Here is a 16,887-nt window from a genome sequence, read left to right as displayed (position 1 = left end):
CAGGGGGTCTGCACCAGACCCGGTGCCAGTGCGTTCACGGTGACCCCGTGCGGGCCGAACTCGCCCGCCAGGCTGCGGGTGAAGGCCCAGACGCCGCCCTTCGACGTGGCGTAGTGCGACATCTCGGTCGACTGGGGGTCCCAGACCACGCTCGAGGTCAGGCACACGATCCGGCCGGCGCCGGCCTCGATCATGTCGGGCAGGAATGCCTGGGTGACCAGCAGCAGGCTGTCGAGGTTGACCCGCATGACCGAGCGCCATTCCTCGAGACCGATCTCGAGGAAAGGCCGGTAGGGCGAGATCCCCACGTTGTTGACCAGGACGCCGACCGGACCGAGCTCGGCCCGGGCGACGTCAGCGAAGGCGGCGACGTCGTCGGGTGCGGAGACGTCGGCCACCGCGTGCGCCGCCCGCCGGCCGCGCGCGTGGATCCGCTCGACCGTCTCCGTGCAGGGCACCAGGTCGCAGACGGCCACGTCGTGACCGGTCGCCGCGAGGTGCTCGGCCATGACCTGGCCGAGCCCGCTCGCGGCCCCGGTCACGACCGCGGTCCGCCGCACCGGGTTCACGGCGCCCCCGGTCACCTGCCCCGCCGGCCGAGGAGCCAGCCGGTGGCGAGGAGGAGGAGGGCCGGCAGCACGACCCGGACGCCCACGCGGACCGGCGGCGGCAGGAGGGTCCACACGTCGAGTGCGGCGCCCTCGCCCGGAGGCGCGGGCGCGGCCGGCGAGGGGGGCGGCCCGGACGTCGGCGCGACGGCAGGTTCCGCGGTCGGCGAGGCCTGCGGCGCGACCATCAGGGCGGCGAGGTTGGTCGCAAACTGGTCGATGAGGCGGCCGCTGACGTCGGAGATGATGCTGCGGCCGAACTGGGCCGGCTTGCCCGTCAGATCGAGATCGGTGGCGACCTGGACGTCGGTGGCGCCGTCCCGCTCGACGAGCTCGGCGACGACGCGCGCCGATGCCGCTCCGGATCCGCGGGTCTCCCGGCCGGTGGCGACGAGGACCAGCCGCCGGGCGACCTCGTCCTGCTCGGCGATGGTCGCCTCGCCCTTGTAGGCCAGCTGGATGGGCCCGACCTTCACCTTCACCCGCCCCCGGTGGGTCGTCCCCTCGGACTCGTCGAGGGTGGCGCCGGGCAGGCAGGGGGCGATGCGGGGGACGTCGAGCAGCGTGCGCCACGCCTGCTCGACGGGGACCGGCACGCGGAAGCTGTTCTCGATGAGCACGGACCAACCTGTCTACGATGGGACGGACCAGAATGCGGGCCGGGTGCTGGGCCGCCACCGTGTGGGGGGCCCAGCACCGGACCGTCAGCGGATCTCTTCCTCGGTGAGCGTGGTGACGTTCTCCTCGTCGATGAAGACGTCGGGCGTGTTCACGCGGTGCTCCTCGGGCTTGTCGCCGTTGAGGAAGTCGACCGCCGTCTCGACGGCGATCTGACCCCAGGTGTAGGGCTTCTGCGAGAGGGTCAGGTCGTAGGTGCCGGCCGCGATGGCCTCGCGGGCGGCGGGACCGCCGTCCCATCCGGCGATGTAGATGTCCTCCGGAGCGATGCCCGCCGCGTTCGCGGCCTGGATGGCGCCCAGCGCCATGTCGTCGATGCTGGCCAGGATGCCCGTGATACCCGGGTTCGCCGAGAGGGCAGCCGCCGTGGCGTCCACGGAGCCGGCGGTCGACAGGTCGGGGACGACCGCGGTGTTGACGACCTCGATGCCGGGGTTCTGGGCGAGCACCTCGTCCCAGCCGGCCTGCTGAAGCTGGACGAAGGTGATCTGCGGCGGGCCGCTCAACAGGAGGAGCTGGCCCTCGCCGCCCATTCCCTCGACGACCCGCTCGAGCGTCCGGGCGGACTGCTCGGCGAGGTCGGGGCCGATGTAGGCGTCCTCGTCGGCGTCGTTGGCCACCTTGTTGGCGACCGAGATGATCGGGATGCCGGCCGCGCGGGCCTGCTGGTAGGCCGGGGTGAGCGCGGCTGCGTCGACCGGCGAGGCGAGGATCATGTCGACGCCGGTGGTGATGAACGTGTTGATCTGGTTGCTCTGGTTCTCGGCGCTGTTGTCCGCGTAGGCGAACTCGAGCTCGACACCCAGCTCCTCGGCCTTGTCGCGCATCCCCTCCTCCATCTCGACGTAGAGAGGGATGACGTTGCTGTAGAAGCTGACGCCGATGCGGTAGTCCTCCCCGCCGGCGTCGCTGCCGCCGCCTCCGCCCCCTCCTCCGCCGCCGCCGCCGTCGTCCCCGCCGCAGGCGGTCACGACCAGCGCGGCGGCCGTGAGACCGGCCAGCGCGCGCAACCCTCGGATGCTCATGGATGTCCCTTTCTCGGAGATACGTATGACAAGACGTCGAGCGCTGCGTCGCTCTGCTGTTCGACCTGCGAATTTCGGGGTGCCTAGCGGCGCCGGCGAACCACCTCGGAACAGGCGGCGAGCACGAAGACCGCTCCGACGGCGACCTGCTGGAGTGCGTAGTCGACGCCGAGGATGTTGAGGCCGTTCTGGACGACGGAGATCAGCAGCACGCCAAAGAATGTGCGCTGCATCGAGCCCATCCCGCCGAGGATGCTCGTGCCGCCCAGGATGACCGCGGCGGTGGCGAACAGGGTGAGGCTGGTACCCACCGTGGGCTGCCCGGCCTGGACGCGGGCGGTGAGCAGCACGCCGGCGAGGCCGCCGCAGCCACCAGCGATGACGAAGTTGGCCAGGCGGACGCCGGCGACCGGGATACCGGAGAGGAACGCCGCGTCGCGACCGCCGCCGGAGGCGAAGACCCGGATGCCGAAGTTCGTGCGGTGCAGCACGATGCCGCCGACAAGGAACAGCCCGAGCATGAACCACACCAGCGTCTGCAGGCCGAGGAACTCGGTGGTGGCCAGCGCGGCGAAGGTGGGCGGCAGGCCGGAGATCGTCACGCCGTTGGTGAACCACAGGGACAGGCCGCCGCAGACCGTGCCTGTGCCCAGGGTCGCGACGAACGCCGGGACACCCAGCATCGCCGAGAGCATCCCGTTGACCAGACCGATGAACATGCCACACAGCAGTCCGACGAGGACGCCGAGCGGCCAGCTCCCCGACTCCACGATGACCAGCGCGGTGACGATGCCGGACAGCGCGACGTTGAAGCCGATGGACAGGTCGAGGTCGCCACCGATGATGACGAAGGTGGCACCCACCGCGACGATGCCGAGCACCGCACCCTGCAGCAGGATCTGGCCGAGGTTGCGGCCGGTGAAGAAGTAGGGCGAGGCGAAGCTGAGCGCCACCATGAGGACGACGATCAGCGCTGGGACGAACAGGGCGTCGACGTCGACGCGGAGGCGGCTCCGGCCGGGGCCGCCGGAGGGAGCGGGTTCGGCCGGGGGCGTCGCCTGCCGAGCGGGCGCGGGCGTCTGGGTCATGCGAGAACCTCCTGGCTCCGCCGGGGCTGCCGTGAGCGGGCGTCGGTCGTCATGGCCTCGGTGAGGGCCGCTCGGTCGAGCCGGCCGGGACCGGTGTTGTCGAACACCGCTGACACCTCGCCGGCGTGGAGCACGTAGATGCGGTGCGCGATGGCCCGCACCTCGTCGATGTCGGAGCTGGAGAACAGGACACGACCGCCGTTGGCCGCGAAGTCCACGAGGTGCTTGTGGATCTCGAGCCGGGCACCGATGTCGACGCCCTGCGAGGGCTCCTGCACCACGAGAGTGCTCACGTTGGCCAGGTGCCAGCGGCCGAGCAGCACCTTCTGCTGGTTGCCGCCGGAGAGCGAGCCCACCGGCTGGTCGACCGACTGGCAGCGGATGTCGAAGATCTGCCCCGCGTTCCGCGCGGCGTTGCGCAGCGCCGCCCGCTGGGTGAAGCCACCCCGCGACCAGTTGGACAGCGAGCCGAGACCCATGTTGGCGGCGATCGACTGGCCCAGCAGCAGGCCCGTGCGCTTGCGGTCCTCGGGGGCGAAGCCGATGCCCAGCCGACGGGCCGCGCGCGGGCCGGAGATGCGCACCGGCCGGCCCTCGACGGTGATCCTGGCGCCGGCGTTCGGGATCGAGCCGGCGACTGCCCCGAGTACGGCGGGCACGCCGGCGCCGACGAGCCCGATCACGGCGACGAGCTCCCGCTCGCCGACGTGCAGTTCGATGGGCTCGGCACCCTCGCGCAACCGCAGGCCGCTCACCTGGAGGACCGGGGCGCCGGACGCGTGTGCCGGCCCTTCGAGCTCCTCGACCGCCGAGCCGACGATGAGGTGGGTCAGGGTGGTGGGCGACAGGTCGGCCTGGGGCAACGTTCCGACGTGACGCCCGTCGCGCAGCGCGGTGGCCCGGTCGGCGATCCGGCACACCTCTCCCAGCCGGTGGGTCACGAGGATGATGCCCGTCCCCCGGTCACGGAGCCGGGCGACGACCTCGAGCAGCCGGTCGGTCTCCCGTGGCTCGAGAGCGGCCGTCGGCTCGTCGAGTAGCAGGAACCGCGGCCGCTGCAGGAGCGCTCGGGCGATTTCGATCAGCTTGCGCTCGGCGGCGTCGAGCCCGGCGACCTTCCGGCGCGGGTCGATGTCGATCCCGAGGTCGAGCAGCAGCTCCCGAGCGGTCGCGAACATCCGCCGGCGGTCGACCAGGCCCGCACGGGTGGGGGCGTGCACCGAGACGGCGCACACGTTCTCGCCGACGGTCAGGTCGGGGAACAGGTGATAGTCCTGGTGGACGACGCCGATGCCGGCGGCCTGCGCGTCGCGCGGCGAGGAGAAGCGCAGCGGCCGTCCGTCGATGGCCAGCGCACCCTCGTCCGGCTGCAGCGCGCCGGTGAGCACCCGGACCAGGGTGCTCTTCCCGGCGCCGTTCTCGCCGAGCAGCGCGTGCACCTCGCCGGTGCGGACCTCGAACGCGACATCGCTCAGCGCGGCGACCCCGCCGTACCGGTGGGTGACACCGGACGCCGTCAGCCAGGCGGCGGGCGCTGGCTCAGGGCCGCTCATGCAGACCCGCCTCGTGCAGCATCTCCCACATCCGCCCGGGCGACAACGGTGTCTCGAGCACCTGCCCGGCGATCTCCGGGACGGCCGCGGCGACGGCGTTGGCCACGGCGGCCGGGGCGGGGATCGTGCCGCCCTCCCCCGCGCCCTTCATCCCTCCGGGGATGTGCGGTGCCGGGTGCTCGGTGTGGCCGATCCCCATGTCCGGCACGTCGGCGGACAGCGGCACGAGGTAGTCGAGGAAGGAGGTCGTCGTCGGCTGGGCGCCTTCGCCGTAGGTCATCTTCTCGTAGAGCGCGATGCCGATGCCCTGGGCCACGCCACCCATCACCTGCCCGTCGACGATCATCGGGTTGATGACGGTGCCCGAGTCGTGGGTCACCCAGTAACCCTCGATGTCCACCTTGCCGGTGTCCAGATCCACGGCCACGGCGGCGGCGTGCGAGGAGTACGAGTAGCTGATGTTCGAGGGCTCGTGCATGTCCTTCACCTCGAGTCCGGCTTCCTCCCCTGGAGGCAGGTCCCAACCCAGCCAGGTCGAGGCCGCGACCGAGTCGAAGTCGATGCCGGACGAGGGCACCCCCTTGACCCGGAACGTCCCGTCGACCAGCTCGACGTCGTCGGCGTCGGCCTCCATCTGGTGGGCGGCGATGCGCAGCATCTTCTGCGCAAGCGTGATCGAGGCGCGGGTGACGGCGCCGCCGCCCACGGTCATCGACCGGCTGGCGATCGAGCCGGACGCCGAGTAGGGGGCGACCTTGGTGTCGCCGAGGGCGACCCGCACCTTCCCCAGCGGGACACCGAGCTTCTCGGCGGCGATCTGGGCCAGCGTCGTCTCGATGCCCTGGCCCATGCCCATGACGCCGGAGCTGATTACGACGCTGCCATCGGGGTCGACCCGCACGACGCCGGTCTCGAAGCCGCCCAGGTGGAACCCGACGATCTTCTGCACCGGGCTCGGGCCGAGCCCGGTGAACTCGACCTGACTGGCGTACCCCACACCGCGGCGAACCCGCGGGTTGGTGTCCGCCGGTGCGGCGTCCTTGGTCACCATGTCCCGCAGCATGGACAGGCCCTCGACGTAGTCGCCGGAGTCGTAGTCCTGCAGAGTCGGGGTCGTGTGCGGCAGCTCGTCCTCGCGCAGCATGTTGACCAGCCGCAGCTCGACCGGGTCCATGCCGAGGTCGCGGGCGGCCTCGTCGACCAGCCGCTCGCGCACCCAGGCCGCCTCCTGCATGCCGAAACCGCGGTAGGCCCCGGTCGGGGTCGTGGTGGTCAGCACCCCGCGCACGCGCACCCCGGCGGTGGCGAACCGGTACGGCCCGGGCAACATCGAGCCGGAGATGCGGAACGGCCCTGTACCGACGTTCGACGGGTGGGCCCCCAGGTTGCCGATGACGTCGCTGGAGATGGCGATGAACCGGCCGTCCTGGTCCATGCCCAGCCGGGCGTAGTGGACGGCGTCCCGAGCGTGCATGGTGGCCGTGAAGTGCTCGACGCGGTCCTCGATCCACTTGACCGGACGGCCGAGCCGCATCGAGGCCAGCGCGACCATGACCTCGTCGGGGTACAGGTGCTCCTTGGACCCGAAGCCGCCCCCGAGGTCGGGTGCGACCACGCGGACCTGGTCGGCCGACAGCCGCAGGGCGGTGGCCAGGTGGTCCCTGACGTGATGCGGGGTCTGGGTGGACGACCAGACGGTGAGTTCGCGCAGGTTGGCGTCCCAGCTGGCCACGACACCGCGGGTCTCCATGGGGCTGGGCACGATCCGCGGGATCACCAGCCGGCGCTCGATAACCCGGGCGGCCCCGGCCATGGCGGCCTCGACCGCCTCGGCGTCGTCCCCGACCCGGAAGTCCGCCGCCACGTTGGTGCCCCAGTCCGGGTGCAGCAGCGGAGCACCCTCGGCCAGTGCCGACTCCTGGTCGGCGACCGTGGGGAGTTCGTCGTAGTCGACGTCGATCATCTCCGCGGCGTCCTCGGCCGCGGCCCGCGACTCGGCCACCACCACGCCGATCGGCTGACCCACGTAGCGGACCCGACGCTCGCCGAGCGGCACCTGGGTCTGCCGCTGCCCGCCCACGGCGATCCACACGCAGCGCAGGGGGTTGGTGGCCACGGCGACGTCGTCGGGCCCGAGGACCAGCAGGCCGCCCGCCTCGGACGCGTCGAAGGAGCGGATGTCGGCGTGCGCGACGGGGCTGCGCAGGACGGTGGCGTGCACCATTCCGGCGAGGTGGACGTCGTCGACGTAGCGGCCCTCGCCCCGCAGCAGACGGGGGTCGTTGACCCGGCGGACACGGGCGCCGACGAGCGAGCCCGGGCGCTCCGGAGCGACGGTCATCGGGTTCCACCTGACGCAGATCCGCAGCCGGCGCCGCCCTCGCCGCACCAGCGGCGGACCGCGGCGCGCACGTTCTGGTACCCGGTGCACCGGCAGATGTGGCCGCCGAGGAGGTCGTCCATCGCCGCCTCGATGTCGTCACCCGCGCGGGCGGCACCCTCGAGCGTGCACAGGATGCCCGGCGTGCAGAAGCCGCACTGCAGCCCGTGCTCGGCCCACATGGCGTCCTGCAGCGGGCTCAGCTCGCCGTCCTGGGACAGGCCCTCGACGGTGGTGACCTCGCGGCCGGAGACCTGCACGGCGAGCATCAGGCAGGCGCGGACAGCGACGCCGTCGACCAGGACCGTGCAGGCACCGCAGGCCCCGTGCTCGCAACCGACGTGCGTGCCCGTGAGCCCGAGGTCGTGCCGCAGGAAGTCCGACAGCAAGGTGCGCACCTCGGTCTGCGCGCGACGCCGGGTGCCGTTGACGGTCACGGCCACCTCCGCGACGTCAGCGCCGCTCGCGGCAATGGTCTCCTCGATGCTCAACGGGAATGTCCTCCTCGTCCGTGTCTGGATCGGTCAGGCCGCGGCGGGTGCGGCGTCGGGCAGGAGGCTGCGTTCGAGCAGCGTCCCGAGCAGGTACCGGCGGTATTCCGCGCTGCCGGCACCGTCCGGCTGCGGATCGATCTCCTCTCGCGACAGAGCGACCAGGTCGCGGACGAGGCTCGGCTCGAGCCGGCGCCCGACGGCGGCTTTCTCGACGGCGGTCAGCCGGACCGGCCGGTCGCTCACCCCGGTCGCGGCCACCCGCAGGCCGGTCACGACGTCGTCGTCGGTCCGGACGGCGACGGTCAGAGCGACGATCGGGAAGTCCCCGTGCCGGCGGGCCATCTCGCTGAAGCGCACGTCCCAGCCATGCGGGACCGGGAAGGTCACGGCGGTGACCATCTCGTCGGGCTCGCGAGCCGTCATGAAGACGCTGACGAAGAACTCCGACCACGGCAGCGTGCGGGAGCCGCGGCTCGAGGTGAGCTCGACGCTGCCCTCGAGCGCCGCGAGCATCCCCGGCAGCTCCGAGGAGGGGTCGGCGTGGGCGACGTTCCCGCCGATCGTCGTGCGGTTGCGGATCTGCGGGTGGCCGATGTGGCTGATTGCCTCGACCAGCGTGGGCAGCTGGGCTCGCACCTCGCGCGAACGCTCGAGATCCGCGGCGCGGACCAGCGCGCCGGCGCGGAGCCCGTCCTCGGACAGGCCCCACGACGCCAGTTCATTCAGACCGTTGAGGTCGAGGAGCACCTCCGGGCGGGCCAGCCGCATGTTCATCAGCGGCATGAGGCTCTGCCCTCCGGCAAGGAGAGAGGTGTCGTCACCGCGCTCGGCCAGGACGGCCAGCGCGTCCTCCACCGTCGTCGGTGCGACGTACTCGAAAACGCCCGGCTTCACGTCTCCCCTTTCGGCCCGGTGTGGGATCACCCTAGGGGACAAACCTTGTCTCTTGTATTACAGAGAAGTCAAGACTTTTGCGTGACGGGGGCCACAGTGATCGTGCCAGCCGGCACGGCGCCGTGAACCGACTGCGGCCGGACCGCCCGCCGGATCAGTCCCGTGCGCCGCGCAGCTCCTCGAGGATCGGCGCGGCGACCTTGAACGCGTGGTTGGCGGCGGGGACGCCGGCGTAGATCGCGGCGTGCTGGCACACCTCGGCGATCTCCTCGTCGGTCAGCCCGTTGTTCCTGGCCGCCCGCACGTGCAGGGCGAACTCGTCCCAGTGCCGCAGCGCGATGGTGACCGACAGCGTCATGAGGCTGCGGTCGCGGCGCGCCAGCCCGGGCCGCTGCCACAGGTCGCCCCACGCGATGCGGGTGATGAAGTCCTGGAAGTCGGCGGTGAACGGCGTGGTGTTCGCGACCGCGCGGTCTACCCACTCGTCGCCCAGCACCTCACGCCGGGTCCGCATGCCGGCCTCGCGGCGTTCGTCGTCGGTGCTCATGCGGAGGCTCCTGCCGTGTCGAGGTGGGCGAGCAGCGCGCCGGTGACCTCGAGCGGGCGCTCCAGGTTGGCGAGGTGGGCGGCCGGGCTCACGGTGCGCAACTCGGCACCGGCGATGCCGTCGGCGATCAGCCGCTGGTGCTCGGGGGGCAGCGCCGGGTCCTCGGCGCCGGAGATCACCAGCGTCGGGGCGCTGATCCGCGGCAGGTCGTCGCGCAGGTCGACGGCCGCCACCACCTCGGCGCAGGCGGCGTAGCCCTCGTCCTCGCAGCCGGCGATCATGCCCTCGAGCCGGGCCACGAGGTCCGGGTGCCCGGCGGCGAAGCCGGGCGTGAGCCAGCGGCTCACCACCGCCGGCGCGATCGGGCCCGTGCCCCCGGAGCGCACCGCCGCCGCGCGGTCGAGGAAGCCCTGCGGTTCGGGCTTCGCCGACGTGCACAGCAGCGCCAGCCGGTCGACCACCTGGGGCTCGCGCGCGGCCAGCCGCATGCCGATCATCCCGCCGATGGACAGGCCCACGAAATGCGCGCGCTCCGCCCCGACGGTGGCCAGCAGCGCGACCACGTCGTCCACCAGGTCGTCCAGGCTGTACGGCCCGGCGGGGGCCGGGGACGAGCCGTGCCCCCGGTTGTCGTAGGTGACCACGCGGTAGCGCTCGGCCAGGGGCGGGACCTGCGGGTCCCACATCCCGCGGTCGGCCCCGAGCGAGTTGGAGAGGACGACGACCGGCGCGCCGGCCGGCCCCGCCACGCTGTGCGACACCTCGACGGCGCTCATACCTGCCCCTCCGTCAGCCGGCGGTGATCGGCGAGGACGGCGTCCACCTGCGCCGCCGCCTCACCGGGGTCGGGAACGCCCCGCAGCGCGTCGACGTCGACGTCCGACCGCCCCGCGAGCACATCGCGCAGGGTGCGGCCGCCGTCCCGGGCCTCGCGCACGGCCGCGGCGGCGGCGTCGTGGCCCGCGCCCTTGCCGAGCGTCGGCGCGAGCGCCTCGGCCAGGGCACCGGCGAGCTCCGGGTCGCGGGCGGCCGCGACGCCGGCCGCCATGCGGTCGGCGTCCACCCGGAGGCCGCTCAGGCACTCGGCCAGCCAGGACGCCGCCGAGCCGACGGTCGCGAGCAGGTCGGTCAGGGTCGGCCACTCGCTGTGCCACCCTCCGGCCGCCCGCTCGTGCTCCTGCTCCATGGCCGACAGCAGGGTGGCGACCAGGCCCGGCGCCCGCCGCGCGCAGGCGCGGGCCGAGATGGCCGCGACCGGGTTCCGCTTGTGCGGCATCACCGACGAGCCGCCGCGGGCGTCTCCGCCCTCGCTCACCTCGGCGATCTCCGTCTGCGCCATGAGGACGACGTCGACCGCGACGGTGGCGACCACACCGGCCGCCGCCCCCAGCGCCCCCGCCAGGTCGGCGATCGGCAGCCGCACCGTGTGCCAGGCGACCGCGGCGTCCGCGAGCCCGAGCTCCTCGGCCAGCGCCGTCCGCAGCACGACGCCCGAGCCGGACGACGCGGCGAGGGTGCCGGCTGCTCCTCCGTACTGGACCGGCAGCGAGGCGACGACCTCGGCGAGCCGCAGCCGGACGCCGTCCAGGCCGGCCAGCCAGCCGGCCGCCTTGAGCCCGAAGGTGGTCGGGAGCGCCTGCTGCATCAGCGTCCGGGCCATGACCAGGTCGTCGCGGTGGTCGGCGGCCAGCCGCGCGGCCGCATCGGCGGCCGCGGCCAGGTCGGCGTCGATCGCGGCGATCGCGTCGCGGGCCAGCAGCACTAGCGCGGTGTCCAGGACGTCCTGGCTGGTGGCGCCCACGTGCACGGCGACCGCGTCCCGCTCCCCCACCGCGTCCTGCAGCACCCGCACCAGCGGCGGCACCGGGTTGCCGGCGTCGGCCGACCGCGCGACCACCGAGGCCAGGTCGAGGCCGGCCGGCTCGGCGCAGGCCCTCGTGACGGCGTCGGCGGCGGTCGTCGGCACCAGGCCGACGCGGGCGGCCGCCCGGGCCACGGCGGCCTCGACCGCCAGCAGCGCGCGGAACCAGGCCGCGTCGGAGACGGCGGCGGCCGCTCCCCCGCGCGCGAAGGTGCCGTCGAAGAGTCCGCTCACGGAGCCTTCCTACCGGAGCCGGTCACAGGGCGAAGAAGACCGTCTCCCGGTCCCCCTGGAGGTACACGTCGAACCGGTAGCCGTCGTCGGTCCGCTCCGCGAGCAGGGTCCGGCGCCGGTCCTCGGCGACGTCGCGGAGCACGACGTCCTCGGCGTTGGCCGCCGGCTCGTCGGCGAAGTAGATCCGGGTCACGAGCCGGTCGAGCAGTCCCTGGGAGAACAGGGACACGTCGATGTGCGGCGCCTGCAGCCCGCCCCGCCCGTCAGGGACCCGGCCGGGCTTGAGGGTGCAGACGGCGAACTCTCCGGCGTCGACCAGCGAGGAGCGGGCGAAGCCGCGGAAGCCCGGCGTCGCGGACTGCCCGCGCGGGTCGTCGGGGTGGTCGAAGCGCCCGTCCGGATCGGCCTGCCAGGTCTCCACCAGCCCGACGGCGAGCGGGTTGCCGGCGCCGTCGAAGACCCGGCCGCGGATCCAGATCGCTCCCTCCGCACCCGGGTCGACCGCGTACGGCCCGTCCTTCCAGGTGAGGCCGATCGCCCAGTACGGGCCGACCGTGGCGCTGGGCGTGGTGTGCAGCACGGTGTGCGGGGTGCTCACGCGATGTCTCCGTCGTCGTCGGTCTCGAAGGGAGTCTGGCCGCGCCCGCGGAGCACGATGTCCCATTGGAAGGCCAGCGCCCACTCCGGAACGGTGCGCTCGTAGTCGAACCGGCTGATCGCCAATGGCCGCGCGGCCTCCGGGATCGCGTTGAAGATCGGGTCCTGGAAGAACAAGGGATCGTCCGGGAAGTACATCTGGGTGACCAGTCGCTGGGTGAAGGCCCGCCCGAACAGCGAGAAGTGGATGTGCGCGGGCCGCCAGGCGTTGTGGTGGTTGCCCCACGGATAGGCGCCGGGCTTGATGGTCGTGAACTCGTACCGCCCCTGGGCGTCGGTCAGGCAGCGGCCGAGACCGGTGAAGTTCGGATCCAGCGGCGAGGGCCAGTTGTCCACCACGTGGCGGTACCGGCCACCGGCGTTCGCCTGCCAGATCTCGACGAGGGTGTGCGGCACCGGCCTGCCGTCGCTGTCGAGCACCCGTCCGTGGACGACGATGCGCTGCCCCTGGGGCTCGCCGTCGTGCTGGCGGGTGAGGTCGGCGTCGGCCGCCGTGACCCGCCCCTCGCCGAGCAGCGGACCGGTGATCTCGGTCAGCCGCTGCGGCAAGTCGACCGGGGCGTGCAGCGGGGCGCGCAGCCCGGTGCTGCGGTAGGCGGGGAAGCCGACGGGCGTGCGGGTCGCGTCGTCCTCGCGCAGGTAGCGCGGCAGGACGAGCCGGCTCCCGGCTGTGGTCCCGGTCATGCCGGGACCGTACGGCCAGCGGCTAGGCTGCCCAAGCTCGGACTTCCACTGGACGGGAGGCGCCGCATGGCCGGCCGCAGCTCGGTGCCCGGCCGCTCGGTCACCTCGCGTGCCCTGGCGATCCTCGACGCGTTCGACAGCGCGAACCCGCGCCTGAGCCTGTCGGAGGTCGCCACCCGCTCCGGCACGCCGCTGACCACGGCACACCGGCTACTCGCCGAGCTGGCCGACTGGGGCGCGCTGAACCGGCGCTCGGACGGTCGCTACGAGATCGGCCGGAAGTTGTGGGACCTCGGCCTCCTGGCGCCCGTGCAGATGGAACTGCGCCAGGTCGCCGCCCCGTTCCTGCAGGACGTGCACACCGCGATCCGTGACACCGTCCACCTCGCGGTGCGGGAGGGCACCAGCGCGCTCTACGTCGAACGGGTCTCCGGCCGCGAGTCGGTGCCGGTCGTGAGCCAGGTGGGCAGCCGGCTACCCCTGCACGCCACCGGCGTCGGCAAGGTGCTGCTCGCCGCGGCCCCCCGGACGTCGTCCAGCAGACCCTCGGCGCCCTCACGCGGGTCACCCGCCACACGATCGTCGACCCCGCCCGCATGCGACGGGAGCTGGCCGAGATCCGGCGCAGGCGGTACGCCAGGACGTCGGAGGAGATGTCACCGGGGGCGGCGTCGCTGGCCGTGCCGGTCCAGGTCGAGCGCCTCACCGGGTCCGTGGTGGTCGCCGCACTCGGCATCGTCGTCCCCCCGCACCGCCGCGACCTGCCTCGTCTCGTGCCGGTCCTCGAGGTGGCGGCCCGGGGCATCGGCCGGGAGCTCGCCCGCACCCGCGACTTCCACTGACCGGAAGGGTCGGGTTCCCAGCGGGACGTTGCCGCGGTCACACTCCTGCCGTGCGCACCCAGGTAGGCATCATCGGCGCCGGCCCGGCCGGCCTGCTCCTGTCGCGGCTCCTGTACCTGCAGGGCATCGACACCGTCGTCCTCGAGAACCGGTCCCGCGAGTACGTCGAGGCGCGGATCCGGGCCGGCATCCTCGAGCAGCACACGGTGGACACGCTCACCGAGGTGGGCCTCGGCGACCGGCTGCACCGCGAGGGGCTCGAGCACCACGGCATCTACCTGCAGTACCCGGGCACCCGGCACAAGCTCGACTTCCCGGAGCTGTGCGGACGCACCGTCTGGGTGTACGGCCAGACCGAGGTCACCAAGGACCTCATCAGGGCCCAGCTGGACGGCGGCCCGCCGCTGCTGTTCGAGGTCTCGGACGTCGTCCCCGAGGACGTCGACGGCGACTCGCCCCGGATCCGGTTCACCGACGCCGACGGCAATCCGCAGGTGCTCGAGTGCGACGTGATCGCCGGCACCGACGGCTTCCACGGCCCGTCGCGCGCGGTCGTCCAGGAGGGCGGCAGGGGCCGTACCTGGGAGCGGACCTACCCCTACGCGTGGCTGGGCATCCTGGCCGACGCGGCGCCGGCGACCGACGAGCTGATCTACGCCTGGCACCCCGACGGCTTCGCCCTCTACTCGATGCGGTCGCCGAAGGTCTCCCGGCTGTACCTGCAGGTCGACCCGTCCGAGAAGATCGAGGACTGGTCCGACGACCGGATCTGGGACAACCTCGCGACGCGCTTCGCCCACGACGGCTGGGAGCTCACCACCGGTCCGGTCACCGAGAAGTCCATCCTGCCGATGCGCTCCTTCGTCAGCGCGCCGATGCGCCGCGGGCGGCTGTTCCTCGCCGGCGACGCCGCACACATCGTGCCGCCGACCGGCGCGAAGGGTCTCAACCTCGCCGTCGCCGACGTCACCCTGCTGGCGAGGGCGCTGGTCCGGCTGCTCGACGAGAAGCAGACCGACCTGGTCGACAGCTACTCCGACCGCGCCCTGGCTCGCGTCTGGCGGTGCACGCACTTCTCCTGGTACATGACCTCGATGCTGCATCGGTCGGGCGACGACTTCGACGCCGAGCTCCAGCTCTCCCAGCTCCGCCGTGTGGTGTCGTCGGAAGCCGCTGCCCGCGAGCTCGCCGAGAACTACACCGGCCTGCCCGTCGACTGAACCGGTCAGCCGCCGGTCGTCCTCAGATAGGTCACGACCGCTGCCACCCGGCGGTGCAGGTCCCGCCCTTCGCCCACGCCGAGCTTCCCGAATATCGCCCCGATGTGCTTCTCCACGGAGGACTCGGACAGGTACAGCCTGCCCGCGATGGCCGCGTTCGACCGGCCCTGCGCCATCTCCCGCAGGACGTCCATCTCCCGGGGGGTGAGTTCGTCCAGCGCCGACGCGGGGGCGAGGCGACGCCGCCCGACCAGTGCGTCGAGCAGGACCGGGTCGACGACCGAGCCGCCCCGGCAGGTCTCGGCCAGCGCGTGCACCAGCTGCGCCCGGTCCCCGATCCGCTCCTTCAGCAGGTAGCCGAGGCCGTCGGCGCCGTCCCGGAACAGCTCGAGCGCGTAGCCCTCCTCGGCGTGCTGCGACAGCACCACGACGCCGACCCCGGGATGGGCCGCCCGGATGGCGTGCGCCGCCCGGATGCCCTCCGTCCCGTGGTCGGGCGGCATCCGGATGTCGGTGAGGACGGCGTCGGGATGCAGCCGCTCGACCGCGTCGAGCAGCTCCTCGGCGGTGCCGACCGCGGCGACCACGGTCACCTCGCCCGTGGACTCCAGCAGCTGCCGGGTGCCCTCGCGGACGAGGTAGCTGTCCTCCGCGAGGACCACCCGCAGCTCAGCCACGGCCGGAGACGGGGAGGACGCCCCGCACCGTCGTCCCGGCGCCCGGGCGGCTGCAGACCTCCAGGGACCCGCCCACCGCGGCCACCCGGTCCCGCAGACCGAGCAGCCCCGACCCGTGCCCCGGAGCGGCCGGCGCGGCGAACCCGCGGCCCGGGTCGTGCACCGCGACGGTCAGTGCATCGCCGTCGGCGGAGATCTCGACGCGGGCCGCCGTGCTCCCCGCGTGCTTGAGCACGTTGCTCAGGCCCTCCAGGACGACGAAGTAGGCAGCGGACTCCACGGTGGCGGGAAAGCGGCGGCGCTCGACGTCCCGCGCGACTGCGAGCTCGGTCTGCAGGGGCAGCCGGGACAGCGCCGAGCGGACGGCTTCGCCCAGCCCGCAGTCGGTCAGGACGGCGGGGTGGATCCCGCGGGCGAGCTCGCGCAGGTCGCGGTGCACGTCTGCCACGGCCGCGCTGATCTCCCGCAGCTCGCGGTCGACGGCGGCATCGGCGTCCGGACCGAGCCGGGCGCGGGCCAGCTCGACCCGCGCGAGGAGCGCCAGCAGCTGCTGCTGGGCGCCGTCGTGCAGGTCCCGCTCGATCCGCCGCCGCTCGGTCACCGCCCCCTCCGCGAGGCGGGCCCGCGACTCCTCGACCGCGGCCAGCCGCTCCTCCTGCTCGGCCCGCCGCAGCAGGCCGACCAGGAAGGACGCGGGCAGCAGAGCCGCCGTACCGACGAACAGCGCGGCCTGGACCTCCGGCCCGAGCACGCGCTCCGCGAGCCCCGTGGTCACCAGGCCGACGACGAGCACCGCGGTGGTGAGGATCGGCCAGCGCATCTGGGCGCGGTCCAGCTCGGGCGCGCCGACGTAGCGCGCGAGCAGCAAGGCCAGCCCGGCCAGTGGAGCGATCAGCGCCACCAGGGCGGCTCCCGCGGCCGGCGCCAGGGCCGGGACGTGCGCGGGGTTCGGGCCGGTCGGCAGCTCCAGGACCGACGTGATCCGCGGATCAGCGACCACCGTCACCGTGGCCGCGACGGCGGCGAGGACGCACGTGGCACGCACCAGCGGCGCCGCCCACGGCCAGGCGTAGCCACCGCCGGGGTAGCGGGCCAGCAGGTCGAGGACGGCGACGAAACCGAGCACGAACAACACCGCCGACGCCCAGCCCACCGCCGCGCCGATCCAGCCGCCACCGGGGGTGCGGGCCACGACCACCGCGCAGGCGATCGCGGCCAGGTGGAGGGTGCCCACCGCCAGCAGCCGGTCGGCGACCGGGTGCCCCGGTCGCAGGGCGCGGGCGATCGCACCGGCGGCGTAGAAGCCGAAGGGCAGGGCCGCGGCGGTCAGGACGGCACTCCCCTCGCCGGGCAGGAGCGCCGGGGACAGCAGGGCGAGGACCCCGCAGGCAGCACCGGGCAGCGTCCATGCTCCGCCCGGTACGGCCACCGCCTCATTGTCTCGG

Annotated in this window: 16 protein-coding genes and 2 pseudogenes; 3 read left to right on the top strand and 15 right to left on the bottom strand. The window is 73.4% G+C overall.

Translation table 11 applies throughout. The features are described 5' to 3' along the window. Window positions 1-11 precede the first annotated feature (11 nt). The 13 genes and pseudogenes from MVA48_RS23910 to pcaH all read right to left on the bottom strand — a co-directional run. Window positions 12-542 (bottom strand): annotated as a pseudogene (locus MVA48_RS23910) (SDR family NAD(P)-dependent oxidoreductase); the annotation flags it as partial. A 38-nt stretch (window positions 543-580) separates the two neighbouring features. Then, complete coding sequence (locus MVA48_RS02325; protein WP_246985365.1) at window positions 581-1,228, bottom strand: SRPBCC family protein; 648 nt, start codon at window positions 1,226-1,228, stop codon at window positions 581-583. A gap of 84 nt (window positions 1,229-1,312) precedes the next feature. Then, entirely contained in the window at window positions 1,313-2,311 is a 999-nt protein-coding gene (locus tag MVA48_RS02320) for a sugar ABC transporter substrate-binding protein (RefSeq protein WP_246985363.1), read from the bottom strand. An 83-nt stretch (window positions 2,312-2,394) separates the two neighbouring features. Continuing rightward, a complete protein-coding gene (locus MVA48_RS02315) occupies window positions 2,395-3,399 on the bottom strand; it encodes an ABC transporter permease (protein WP_246985361.1) in 1,005 nt (334 codons plus the stop codon). After that, window positions 3,396-4,952 carry a sugar ABC transporter ATP-binding protein gene (locus MVA48_RS02310; RefSeq protein WP_246985359.1) on the bottom strand — a complete coding sequence of 519 codons (1,557 nt, stop codon included), beginning with the start codon at window positions 4,950-4,952 and terminating at the stop codon, window positions 3,396-3,398. The genes MVA48_RS02315 and MVA48_RS02310 overlap by 4 nt, the downstream gene beginning before the upstream one ends. Then, window positions 4,939-7,293, bottom strand: coding sequence for a xanthine dehydrogenase family protein molybdopterin-binding subunit (locus MVA48_RS02305; RefSeq protein ID WP_246985357.1), 2,355 nt, complete (start codon window positions 7,291-7,293; stop codon window positions 4,939-4,941). Before MVA48_RS02305 ends, MVA48_RS02310 begins: the two co-directional genes overlap by 14 nt. Further along, a complete protein-coding gene (locus MVA48_RS02300) occupies window positions 7,290-7,823 on the bottom strand; it encodes a (2Fe-2S)-binding protein (protein WP_246985355.1) in 534 nt (177 codons plus the stop codon). The genes MVA48_RS02305 and MVA48_RS02300 overlap by 4 nt, the downstream gene beginning before the upstream one ends. Before the next feature lie 33 nt (window positions 7,824-7,856). Continuing rightward, entirely contained in the window at window positions 7,857-8,720 is an 864-nt protein-coding gene (locus MVA48_RS02295) for an FAD binding domain-containing protein (RefSeq protein ID WP_246985353.1), read from the bottom strand. A 154-nt stretch (window positions 8,721-8,874) separates the two neighbouring features. Beyond that, window positions 8,875-9,267, bottom strand: coding sequence for a 4-carboxymuconolactone decarboxylase (pcaC, locus tag MVA48_RS02290; RefSeq protein WP_246985351.1), 393 nt, complete (start codon window positions 9,265-9,267; stop codon window positions 8,875-8,877). After that, complete coding sequence (gene pcaD / locus MVA48_RS02285) at window positions 9,264-10,043, bottom strand: 3-oxoadipate enol-lactonase (RefSeq protein WP_246985349.1); 780 nt, start codon at window positions 10,041-10,043, stop codon at window positions 9,264-9,266. The genes pcaC and pcaD overlap by 4 nt, the downstream gene beginning before the upstream one ends. Next, a complete protein-coding gene (gene pcaB / locus MVA48_RS02280) occupies window positions 10,040-11,362 on the bottom strand; it encodes a 3-carboxy-cis,cis-muconate cycloisomerase (protein WP_246985347.1) in 1,323 nt (440 codons plus the stop codon). Before pcaB ends, pcaD begins: the two co-directional genes overlap by 4 nt. 22 nt (window positions 11,363-11,384) lie before the next feature. Continuing rightward, a complete protein-coding gene (gene pcaG, locus MVA48_RS02275) occupies window positions 11,385-11,960 on the bottom strand; it encodes a protocatechuate 3,4-dioxygenase subunit alpha (protein ID WP_246985344.1) in 576 nt (191 codons plus the stop codon). Next, entirely contained in the window at window positions 11,957-12,703 is a 747-nt protein-coding gene (gene pcaH / locus MVA48_RS02270; RefSeq protein WP_246985342.1) for a protocatechuate 3,4-dioxygenase subunit beta, read from the bottom strand. The genes pcaG and pcaH overlap by 4 nt, the downstream gene beginning before the upstream one ends. Window positions 12,704-12,769: 66 nt before the next feature. Here pcaH and MVA48_RS24445 point away from each other — a divergent pair. The 3 genes and pseudogenes from MVA48_RS24445 to MVA48_RS02260 all read left to right on the top strand — a co-directional run. Beyond that, a pseudogene (locus MVA48_RS24445) lies at window positions 12,770-13,183 on the top strand (IclR family transcriptional regulator); the annotation flags it as partial. A gap of 116 nt (window positions 13,184-13,299) precedes the next feature. Further along, on the top strand, window positions 13,300-13,545 hold the full coding sequence (locus tag MVA48_RS23900; protein ID WP_441300203.1) for an IclR family transcriptional regulator domain-containing protein: 246 nt from the start codon (window positions 13,300-13,302) through the stop codon (window positions 13,543-13,545). A gap of 50 nt (window positions 13,546-13,595) precedes the next feature. Continuing rightward, window positions 13,596-14,765, top strand: coding sequence for a 4-hydroxybenzoate 3-monooxygenase (locus tag MVA48_RS02260; RefSeq protein WP_246985328.1), 1,170 nt, complete (start codon window positions 13,596-13,598; stop codon window positions 14,763-14,765). Between the two features lie 5 nt (window positions 14,766-14,770). Here the strand turns inward: MVA48_RS02260 and MVA48_RS02255 are convergent, their stop codons facing one another. Both MVA48_RS02255 and MVA48_RS02250 read right to left on the bottom strand, forming a co-directional pair. Beyond that, the gene (locus tag MVA48_RS02255) at window positions 14,771-15,442 is read right to left on the bottom strand and encodes a response regulator transcription factor (RefSeq protein WP_246985326.1); all 672 of its coding nucleotides are present in this window, start codon (window positions 15,440-15,442) and stop codon (window positions 14,771-14,773) included. Continuing rightward, a complete protein-coding gene (locus MVA48_RS02250; protein ID WP_246985324.1) occupies window positions 15,435-16,871 on the bottom strand; it encodes a sensor histidine kinase in 1,437 nt (478 codons plus the stop codon). The genes MVA48_RS02255 and MVA48_RS02250 overlap by 8 nt, the downstream gene beginning before the upstream one ends. Window positions 16,872-16,887 lie beyond the last annotated feature (16 nt).

It is taken from the genome of Blastococcus sp. PRF04-17 (assembly GCF_023016265.1).
Taxonomy (GTDB): Bacteria; Actinomycetota; Actinomycetes; order Mycobacteriales; family Geodermatophilaceae; genus Blastococcus_B.
Note: the sequence above shows the minus strand (reverse complement) of the source record. Positions and strands in the feature narration are given on the sequence as shown.